Source organism: Streptomyces sp. A012304 (assembly GCF_026008495.1).
Taxonomy (GTDB): Bacteria; Actinomycetota; Actinomycetes; order Streptomycetales; family Streptomycetaceae; genus Streptomyces.
The window spans coordinates 1-10,479 of record NZ_BQUN01000101.1 but is presented as its reverse complement, the minus strand read 5'-3'; the positions used below and the strand labels follow the sequence as shown (position 1 = coordinate 10,479).

Annotated in this window: 3 protein-coding genes and 1 pseudogene; 3 read left to right on the top strand and 1 reads right to left on the bottom strand. The window is 76.0% G+C overall.

What is annotated here, in order from left to right:
* Nucleotides 1–22: 22 nt before the first annotated feature.
* The 3 genes and pseudogenes from ALMP_RS25670 to ALMP_RS25660 all read left to right on the top strand — a co-directional run.
* A pseudogene (locus ALMP_RS25670) lies at nucleotides 23–8,128 on the top strand (type I polyketide synthase); the annotation flags it as partial.
* Nucleotides 8,129–8,135: 7 nt separating this feature from the next.
* Nucleotides 8,136–8,585: a nuclear transport factor 2 family protein gene (locus ALMP_RS25665; RefSeq protein WP_264932227.1), complete on the top strand. Its 450-nt coding sequence runs from the start codon at nucleotides 8,136–8,138 to the stop codon at nucleotides 8,583–8,585.
* A 49-nt stretch (nucleotides 8,586–8,634) separates the two neighbouring features.
* On the top strand, nucleotides 8,635–10,050 hold the full coding sequence (locus ALMP_RS25660) for an NAD(P)/FAD-dependent oxidoreductase (protein ID WP_264932225.1): 1,416 nt from the start codon (nucleotides 8,635–8,637) through the stop codon (nucleotides 10,048–10,050).
* Nucleotides 10,051–10,187: 137 nt separating this feature from the next.
* Here the strand turns inward: ALMP_RS25660 and ALMP_RS25655 are convergent.
* Nucleotides 10,188–10,479: acyl carrier protein (locus ALMP_RS25655; RefSeq protein WP_264932223.1), on the bottom strand; the 292-nt coding region annotated here is incomplete at its 5' end.

Sequence of the window (10,479 nt, the reverse complement as noted above, 5' to 3'; positions counted from 1 at the left end):
CGACGAGCGGAGTTTCGCCATGACCGCCCCTTCCGAGGATCGGCTCGTCGACGCGCTGCGGGCGTCCCTGACCCAGAACGAGCGGCTGCGCGCCCAGAACGAGCAGCTGAGTGCGCGCAACGAGGAACTGGCCGGTGCCGCGCACGAGCCGATCGCGATCGTCGGGATGAGCTGCCGCTACCCGGGTTCCGTCTCCTCCGCCGAGGATCTGTGGCGGCTGGTCGTCGACGGCACCGACGCCATCGGCGACCTGCCGGACGACCGCGGCTGGAAGCAGCAGGTGATGGACCTCGCCGCCACCAGCGACGGCATGGGGCCGGTCCCGCAGGGCGGCTTCGTCGACCACGTCGACCGCTTCGACCCTGCCGTGTTCGGCATCGCGCCGCGCGAGGCACTGGCGATGGACCCCCAGCAGCGGCTGCTGCTGGAGACCTCCTGGGAGGTCTTCGAGAACGTCGGGATCGTGCCGTCCTCGCTGAAGCGGAGCCGGACCGGTGTCTTCATCGGCGCCACGGCCACCGGCTACGGCACCGGGGTCACCGAACTGCCCGAGGGCGTGGCCACCTACATGGTCAGCGGAACCTCCAGCAGCGTCATCTCCGGCCGGCTCTCCTACGTCTACGGTCTGGAGGGCCCGGCGGTCACCGTGGACACCGCCTGCTCCTCCTCACTGGTCGCCCTGCACCTGGCCGCGCGGGCGCTGCGCAACGGCGAGTGCTCGCTGGCCCTGGCCGGCGGGGTGACCGTGATGTCCACCGCCAGCATCTTCTACGGGTTCAGCAGCCAGGGCATGATGGCGCCCGACAACCGGTGCAAGCCGTTCGCCGCCGCGGCCGACGGGACCTCGTGGGCCGAGGGCGTGGGCCTGCTGCTGTTGGAGCGGCTGTCGGACGCGCGGCGCAACGGCCGTCGGGTGCTCGCCGTGCTGCGCGGCTCGGCGGTCAACCAGGACGGCGCGTCGAACGGGCTGACCGCGCCCAACGGCCCCTCCCAGCAGCGCGTCATCCGCGCCGCGCTCGCCGACGCCGGTGTCGCGCCCGATGAGGTCGACCTGGTGGAGGCGCACGGCACGGGCACCACGCTCGGCGACCCGATCGAGGCGCAGGCTCTGCTCGCCACGTACGGGCGGCGACGCGACCCGCAACAGCCGCTGTGGCTGGGGTCGGTCAAGTCCAACATCGGGCACTCACAGGCCGCGTCGGGCGTGGCCGGAGTCATCAAGACCGTGATGGCGCTGCGCCACGGCCATGTGCCGCGCACCCTGCACGTGGACGCCCCGTCGCCGCACATCGACTGGTCCGCGGGGGGTGTGCGGCTGGCCGACGAACCCCGCGACTGGCCGCGGACCGGCCGGCCGCGCCGTGCCGCCGTCTCCTCGTTCGGACTCAGCGGCACCAACGCGCACGTCGTGCTGGAGCAGGCGGCGCCCGAGGACGACCCGCCGGCGGCCGCGACCGGGGAGCGGTCCGTGCCGGGCCTGCCGGGCCGCGGGCCCGTGCCGTGGCTGCTGTCGGCGGCCACCCCGGAGGCGCTGCGTGCCCGTGCCGGGCAGCTGGCGCGGTGGTGCGCCGGCGCTCCGCAGGCGGATCCCGTCGCCGTGGGCGCCGCCCTGGCCTGCCGGCGGACCGCGTTCGAGCACCGGGCGGTCGTCCTGGCCGACGGCCTTGAGGGTGCCCGGGAGCCGTTGAGCGCCCTCGCGTCGGGCGGGACGTCACCGTCGCTGGTGACGGGGTCGGCCGGGGTGCGCGGCAAGGTCGTGTTCGTCTTTCCCGGCCAGGGCTCCCAGTGGACCGGGATGGCGACGCGGCTGCGCGCGGAGTGCCCGGAGTTCGCCGCCCACCTCGCCGCCTGCGAAGAGGCCCTCGCGCCCTACACCGACCGGCGGTTGACCGAGGTGCTTGACGACGAGGCCGCGCTGGCCCGGGTCGACGTCGTGCAACCCGCCCTGTGGGCGGTGCTGGTGTCCCTGGCCCGGCTGTGGCAGGACCACGGGGTCCGGCCGGCCGCCGTCCTGGGCCATTCCCAGGGGGAGATCGCGGCGGCCTGCGCGGCGGGCGCGCTGTCGCTGGAGGACGGCGCCAAGGTCGTCGCGCTGCGCAGCCGGGCCATCGCCGCGGAGCTGGCCGGGCACGGCGGGATGGCCTCGGTGGCGTTGCCGGCCGACGAGGTGCTCGCCCGCTTCGACCGGGACGGCCTTGCGCTGTCGGTCGCCGCCCACAACGGCCCCCGCGCCACCGTCGTCTCCGGTGCCGCGGCCCCCCTCGCCGAGTTCGTGCGGGCCTGTGAGGCCGACGGGGTGCGGGTGCGCCGTATCCCCGTCGACTACGCCTCGCACTCCGAGCAGGTCGAGTCGCTGCGCGAGCGGCTGGCGGCGGACCTCGCGGACATCGCGCCCCGGGCGTGCGAGGTGCCGTTCTGGTCGACCGTCACCGGCGACTGGATCGACACCGCGCGGCTGGACGCCGGGTACTGGTACCGCAATCTGCGGCAGCCCGTGTTGCTGGAGCAGGGGGTGCGCGCCCTGCTCGACTGCGGCCACGGTGTCTTCGTCGAGACCAGCCCGCATCCGGTGCTCACGGCGGCGATCGAGGAGTGTGCCGAGACCGTCGAGGCGGACGCCGCCGTCGTCGGCACGCTGCGGCGGGACGACGGCTCGCTGGCGCGGCTGCGCACCTCGCTGGCCGAGGCCGTGGTGCGCGGTACGCGGGTCGATCCGGCCGCGCTGTTCGCCGGTGTCGACGCGGCGGACGTGGACCTGCCCACCTATCCGTTCCAGGGTGCCCGCTACTGGCTGTCGCCCGACGCGGCGGCCGCGGAGCCCTCCGCGCTCGGTCTGGACGCCGCCGGCCATCCGGTGCTCGGTGCCGCGGTGGAGCTGGCCGACCGGGACGCGGTCGTGCTGACCGGTGTCGTGGAGGCCACCGGTCCGGCCGCGCGGCACGAGGTCGGCGGCCTGCCCTCGGTGGGCGCCGCCGATGTGGCTGAGCTGGCGGTGCGGGCCGCCGACGAGGTCGGCGCCGGCGTGGCGGCGCTGGCCCTGGAGCGGCCGCTGGTGCTGCCCACGACGGGCGCCACACGGGTCCAGGTGACCGCCGACCGGACCGGTGACACCGCCCGCCGTCTCACCGTGCACGCGCGTCACCCGGACGTCGCCGACGGCCGGTGGGTCCGGTACGCGACCGCCGACCTCAGCGAGCCGCCGCCGGTGCCGGTCGCGGAGGGCGGCGGGTGGCCGCCCCGGGACGCCGGCCCGCTGCCGTTCCCGGACGACGACGGTCCGGCCGGGGGCGCGGTGATCCGCGGGCTGTGGCGCCGGGGCGACGAGGTGTTCGCCGACGTGGTGCTGTCCGACGAGGCGCGCGAGACGCGCGGTCACCGCATCCACCCCGCGCTGCTCGACGCCGCCCTGCTGGCCTGGCGGCTTTCCGGACCCGGGCCGGACGACAACGGTGGCGGCCCGTGGGTGCCGACCTCGCTGGGCCGGGTCGCCGTGCACGCCACCGGCGCCGACTCGGCGCGCGTCCGGCTGCGTCCCGGCGCCGACGGCGTCCTGGTGACGCTCGCCGACGCCGCCGGGCAGCCGCTGGCCGACGTCGGCCCGGTGGTCTTCGGTCCGGTGGCCGCGCGGGACGCGGCGACGCCCGCGGGGGTGCCGCGCGACGCGTTCTTCACCGTCGAGTGGGTCGCGCCGGCCGAACCGTCGGACGAGCCGGCCGGGAAGTGGGCGCTGCTCGCCGACGACCCCGGTCACGGCGCCCTGTCCGCCGCCCTGCGCGACGCCGGCGCCGACGTGTCCCTCCACCGCGACCTGGCCACGCTGGCCGCGGCCGTCGCGGCGGGCGCTCCCGCCCCCGACACCGTCGTCGTCCCGGCCGCCGTGGGCGCGGGGCCGGAGGCCGCCGCCTGCGCGGCCCTGGCGACCCTCCAGGCGTTCCTGGCCGAGGAAGCTCTCGCGGACAGCCGTCTGGTGCTGCTCACCCGTACGGCGGTCGCCACGGGCGACGGCGAGGCTCCCGACCTGACGGCCGCCCCCTTGTGGGGGCTGGTCGGCTCGACCGACGCCGAACATCCCGGGCGGGTCCTGCTGCTCGACACCGACGGCCCGGTCTCCGCCGGACCGCTGCGCGCGGCGCTGGCGGCGGGCGAGCCCCGGCTGGCCGTGCGCGGCGGCGTGGTGCGCGCGCCCCGCCTCGGCCGCGCCTCCACCGCCGCGGCGGACGGCCACACGCCGCTCGACCCGGACGGCACCGTGCTGATCACCGGCGGCACCGGCACCCTCGGCGCGCTCGTGGCCCGCCATGTGGTGCGCGAGCACGGCGTCCGCCGCGTGCTGCTGCTCAGCCGGCGCGGGCCGGACGCGCCGGGCGCCCGGGAACTCGTCGACGAGCTGAACGGACTGGGCGCCCACGCCACCGTCGCCGCCTGCGACGCCGCCGACCGGGACGCGCTCGCCGCCGTGCTGGCCGCCGTACCCGAGCAGCACCCCCTCACGGCCGTCGTGCACGCCGCCGGCGTCCTCGACGACGCCGTGCTGGACGCGCTGACCCCGCAACGGGTCGCGACCGTCTTCCGCCCCAAGGCGGACGCCGCCGTCCACCTCGACGAACTCACCCGCGACCTGCCGCTGGCCGCGTTCGTGCTGTTCTCCTCGGCCGCCGGCGTCCTCGGCACCGCCGGGCAGGCCAACTACGCGGCCGCCAACACCTTCCTGGACGCCCTGGCCGCGCGGCGCCGCGCCCAGGGCCTGCCCGCCACCTCCCTGGCGTGGGGCATGTGGGAGGAGCTGAGCGAGCTGACCCGGCGCGTGGAGTCCGGCCGGGGCAGGATGACCGGCGCCGGCTTCGGCACCCTGTCCACCGCGGACGGCCTGGCCATGTTCGACGCGGCGGTGCGCACCGGCACCGCGCTGTTCGTGCCGCTGCCCACGGACCTCGGCGCGCTGGCCCGGCAGCTCGCCGGCGGCGCGCCGCCCCCGCTGTTCCGGGGCCTGATCCGCACCCCGCTGCGGCGTGCCGCCGGCACGGGGACGGACGCCACACCGCGGCTGGCCGCCCGGCTGGCCGGTGAGCCCCCCGCCGAACGCACCCGGATCCTGCTCGACCTCGTCCGTGAGCAGGCGGCGGCCGTCCTCGGCCACGCGGGCGGCGACGCGGTCGGCGCCCGGCGGCTCTTCCGGGAGCTGGGCTTCGACTCGCTCAGCTCGGTGGACCTGCGCAACCGGCTGTCCGCCGCCACCGGCCTGCGCCTGCCGGTCGGCCTGGTCTACGACCATCCCACTCCGCACGCCCTCGCCCAGCACCTGCGCAGCCGGCTCACCGGTGACGAGGAGGAGTCCGCCGCCGCGGCCCCGGCCGAGGCGCGCCGCGAGGGGCCGGCCGACGACAGCGACCCGGTGGTCGTCGTCGGGATGAGCTGCCGGCTGCCCGGCGGCATCGCGTCGCCGGACGAGCTGTGGGAGCTGCTGGTGTCCGGCGGCGACGCGGTCGGGCCCGCCCCGGACGACCGCGGCTGGAACCTGAACCGGTTCGCCGCCTGGAACGACGCCATGCCCGGTGTGGGCCTGCTCTCCGAGGGCGGCTTCATCAGCGGTGCCTCGGGGTTCGATCCGGCGTTCTTCGGCATCAGCCCGGAGGAGGCGCTGGTGATCGACCCGCAGCAGCGGCTGCTGCTGGAGCTGGCCTGGGAGGCGTGGGAACGCACCGGTGAGGACCCGCGGCGGCTGCGAGGGTCGCGCACCGGTGTCTTCCTCGGCACGTTCTTCCAGAACTACGTCTCCGACCTGCGGCAGGTCCCCAAGGCGAGCCTGCCGTACGTGTCCTCCGGTGGCGGCTCGCCCTTCGCCTGCGCCCGGGTGGCCTACACCTTCGGCCTGGAGGGGCCGACGCTCACCGTGGACACCGGCTGTTCGTCCTCCGGCGTCGCCCTGCATCTGGCCCGCCAGGCGCTGCTGCGGGGCGAGTGCGCCTCCGCGCTGGTCGGCGGTGTCACCGTGATGGCGTTCCCGGCGGCCTTCGAGAACCTCGGCGGAATCGCCGCCGACGGCCGCTGCAAGTCGTTCTCCGCCGACGCCGACGGCACCGGGTGGGGCGAGGGGGCCGGTCTGCTGGTCCTCGAGCGTCTCTCCGAGGCCCGTCGGCGCGGCCACCGGGTGCTGGCGGTGATCCGCGGCTCGGCCCTCAACCACAACGGGGCGAGCAACGGGATGACCGCCCCGCACGGCCCCTCGCAGAGCCAGGTCATGCGGCTCGCGCTGGCCGACGCCGGTCTCGGCCCGGCCGACGTCGACGTGGTCGAGGGGCACGGCACCGGCACCCCGCTCGGCGACGCCGTCGAGGCCGAGGCGGTCATCGACGCCTACGGCCGGCACCGTCCCGCCGACCGTCCGGTGTGGCTGGGCTCCGTCAAGGCCAACATCGGTCATCCGCACGCCGCGTCGGGGGTCGTCGGGGTCATCAAGACGATCCTGTCGATGCGGAACGGCATCGTGCCCGAGGCGCTGCACACCGCCGAGCCGCTGGCCGAGGTCGACTGGGAGGGCGGCGGCGTCGCCCTGGCCCGTGAGGCCGTGGCCTGGCCGGAGACCGGACGGCCGCGCCGCGCCGGAGTGTCCTCGTTCGGCGGCAACGGCACCAAGGTGCACGTCATCCTGGAGCAGGCGCCCGACACGCCCGAGGCGCCGCTCCCGGAGTCCTCCCCCGACGCCGGGGCGGTCCCGGCGCCCTGTCTGCTGTCGGCCCGTACCGGTCCCGCCCTCGCCGCGCACGCCCGGAGGCTGTACGACCGGCTCGCCGGTGACGACACCGTCACCCCGGCCGAGGTCGCCCGGTCGCTGGCCGCCCGCACCGCTTTCGAGGAACGCGCCGTCGTCCTGGCGCAGGACCGGGCCGAACTCCTCGACGCGCTGACCGCCCTGGCCACCGGCGCGCCCCACCCGAACCTGCTCACCGGCCGGTCCGGCGGCGAGGGCACCCGCCTGGCGGTCCTGCTGCCCGGTGCCGACGAACGGCGGCCCGCGGCCGAGGCCGAGCTGTACAGCGCGTACCCCGTCTACGCCCGGGCCTGGGACGAGGCCGCCCGCGCCCTCGCTCCCCATCTGGACGAGCCGTTGGCCGCGCCGGGCACACGGGACGCGCGGGAGGCCGCACCGCACGCGGAGGCGGCCTCGTTCGCGGCGAACGTCGCCGCCCACCGGCTGCTGGAGAGCCGCGGCCTGCGCCCGGACACCCTGATCGGCCGCGGGGGCGGACAGGTCGCCGCCGCCCACCTCAGCGGCAGCCTGACCCTCGCGCAGGCGGCCCGCGTGGCCGCCGGCCGCACGGACGGCCTGGAGGACCGTACGGCCGCGCCGCCGCGCACGGCGGCCCTGACGGCCGGCAGCGGCGCGCGGATCGACACCGAGGCGCTGCTCGCCGGTGCCGCGCCGGACGACGGCGAAGCGGCGGCCGGACAGGAGGGCGCGGCGTACGGCGCCGACCTCGTGGTGGACCTCGGAGCCCCCCGGGAGGACCGGCCCGGCGCCGGCGCGGTCACCGTTCACCTGCACCAGGACGGGACGCCCGCCCCCCGGGCGTTCGTGCGGGCGGTGGCCCGGCTGTACGCGGCCGGCGCCGACCTGGACCACACCGCCCTCGTCCAGGACGTCCACGCCCGGCCGGTCGACCTGCCGACGTACCCGTTCCAGCGCGAGCCGTACTGGCTGGGCGCGTTCCGGCCGAGCACCACCGACGGAGGGAACAGCATGACCGACGAACCCACCCGCAAGAAGATCATCACGGAGTACTACCGCAGGCTCAACGCGGGTGACGTCGACGGGGTGGTCGCCATGTACGCCCCCGACGGCTACATCGAGGACCCCCTGGGCGCCCCCGTCACCCGGGGTCACGAGGCGCTGCGCCACTTCTACGGCGTCACCATCGGCCAGGCCGACATCAAGGACACCGTGCACTCCATCGTCGGCGCGCACGACGAGCGCCATGTCGCCGCGTCGGTCACCGCCGACCTGGTCAACATCGAGGATCCCGATCGCAAGCGGGTCACCGTCGACGCCGTGATGACGTTCCGCATCGGCGACGACGGGCTGATCGAGGAGGCCAGGACCTTCTGGGGCACCACCGACGTGAGCATGTGAGGTCACCGTGCCCGACGAGAATCTCTGCAAGCACCTGGTGGTGGAGCACTGCCGCCGGGTGAACGCCGGCGACCTGGAAGGTCTGCTCGCCCTCTACTCGCCCGAGGTGACCTTCGAGGACCCGGTCGGTACCGGGACGCGCGCCGGGATCGAGGCGCTGCGCGCCCACGCGGGCGCGGCCATCCAGTGCCGCGCCTTCGAGGACGCCGGCACACCGGTCGCGGCGCAGGACGGCGCGACCGCCGCGGTACCGGTCGTCACGACCATGAACTACCTGCCCTGGGGGCCGAATCTGGTGCGCCTGGGGTTCATCCCCGCGCCGCCCGAGGACAGCGGCCCCGGCACCCGTATCCGGTTCGGATACGTCATGACCGTCAAGGTCGGAGCGGACGGGCTGATCCACGAGATGCAGGGCTACTGGGGGCTGTCCGACGTGGTGTTCCTCGGCCCCGAATGACGCGGACCTCCGCGGCCGTGAACGACGACTTGAAGGGTGTGGCGTACCGATGACCGACTCGAAGCGCGCCGTGGTGCTGGGTGCCGGACTCGCGGGGATGCTGACGGCGCGCGTCCTGGCGGACCACGTGGACTCCGTCACCGTGGTGGACCGCGACACGATGCCCGACGGCCCGTACCTGCGCAAGGGACTGCCGCAGGCGCGTCACGCGCATCTGCTGATGTCCGGCGGCGCGCGGGCCATCGACGGCCTGCTGCCCGGCACCACCGAACGGCTGCTGGCCGCGGGGGCGCACCGGATCGGTCTGCCCGCCGACGTGGTGTCGCTGACCGCGTACGGCTGGCAGCAGCGGTTCCCCGGCACACAGTTCATGATCACGTGCAGTCGGGAACTGCTCGACTGGACGGTCCGCAGCAGCGTGCTGCGCGACCGGCGGATCACCCTGCTCGACGGGACGGACGTGCTGGGTCCGCGCATCCGCGCCGGGCGCGTCACCGGCGTCGCCGTCCAGCCGCGCGACGGTTCGGCGGGGCCGACGGAGCTGGCGGCGGACTTCGTGGTCGACAGCACCGGCCGGGGGTCGCCGGCGAAGAAGTGGCTGGCGGAGCTGGGAGCGCCCGCCGTGCGGGAGGAGACCGTCGACTCCGGGCTGCGCTACTCCAGCCGCATTTTCCGCGCGCCGGCCGGGGCGGAGAAGGACTTCCCCGTGGTCAGCGTCTACCCCGACCACCGTTCGGGGCGGCCGGGGCAGAGCGCGGTGCTCGTCCCGATCGAGGGCGGCCGGTGGATCGTCACCGTCTCGGGCACCCGGGGCGCGGAGCCGCCGAACGGCGAGGAGGGCTTCGCCGCGTTCGCCGGGGCGGTACGGCACCCGATCGTCGGTGACCTCATCGCCGCCGCCGAGCCGGTCACCGAGGTGCAGGGGTCGCGCAGCACCCACAACCGGCGGCTGCACTACGAGCAGGTCACCCCGTGGCCCGAGGGTTTCGTCGTCCTCGGGGACGCGCTGGCGGCCTTCAACCCGGTGTACGGGCACGGGATGAGCTGTGCCGCGCACAGCGCCCTCGCCCTCGACGGCGAGCTGCGCCGGTCCGGCGGCCTGGTCCCGCACCTCGCCCGGCGCGCGCAGCGGGCGGTGAGCGCGGCGATCGACGACGCCTGGATCCTGGCGACCACCCAGGACCTCGGCTATCCGGGCTGCCGCGCGGAGGTCACAGACGCCCGGCTGGCCGACCCCTCCCCCGCGGGACGTCAGTTCGCGGACCTGGTGTCGACGGCGGCGCTCTCCGAGCCCATCGTGGCGGCGGCGACGATGGAGGTCACGACGCTGTCCGCGCCGCTGACCCGGCTGCGGGCGCCCGAGGTGGTCGCCGCGGTCCAGCGGCTCGCCGCCCGGCCGGCCGCCGGTCCCGTCGCGGCCGAACCGCCGCTGCGCAAGGACGAGTCGGCGCTGCTGCGCCGCTGACGGAAGCGGCACGAGAGGGGGCGGTCGGCCTGAGCCGACCGCCCCCTCTCGTGTGCTCCCGGGCAGGGGAAGGCCCCCCTCGCGGGCTCCCGGTCAGGGGAAGGACCCCCTCTCGGGCTCCCGGTCGGGGGGCGGGGTCAGGACTCCTCGATGCCGTCGAGGGCCAGACGGATCAGGTCGTCGGTGTCCATCGCGGCGATGGACGCGACGGCGGTGTCGTCCAGCGCGTCGACCGTGCCGGCCCCCTCCCCCGCGCCGGTCCCTTCCGGTGCGTCGGCCGGTTCCGGGGCGAGTTCCTCGCGGAGCCGACGGGCGAGTTCACCGGGGCTGGGGTGGTCGAAGACGAGGGTGGCGGGCAGTCGCAGCCCCGTGTCGGCGGTGAGGCGGTTGCGCAGTTCGACCGCGGTCAGCGAGTCGAACCCGAGGTCC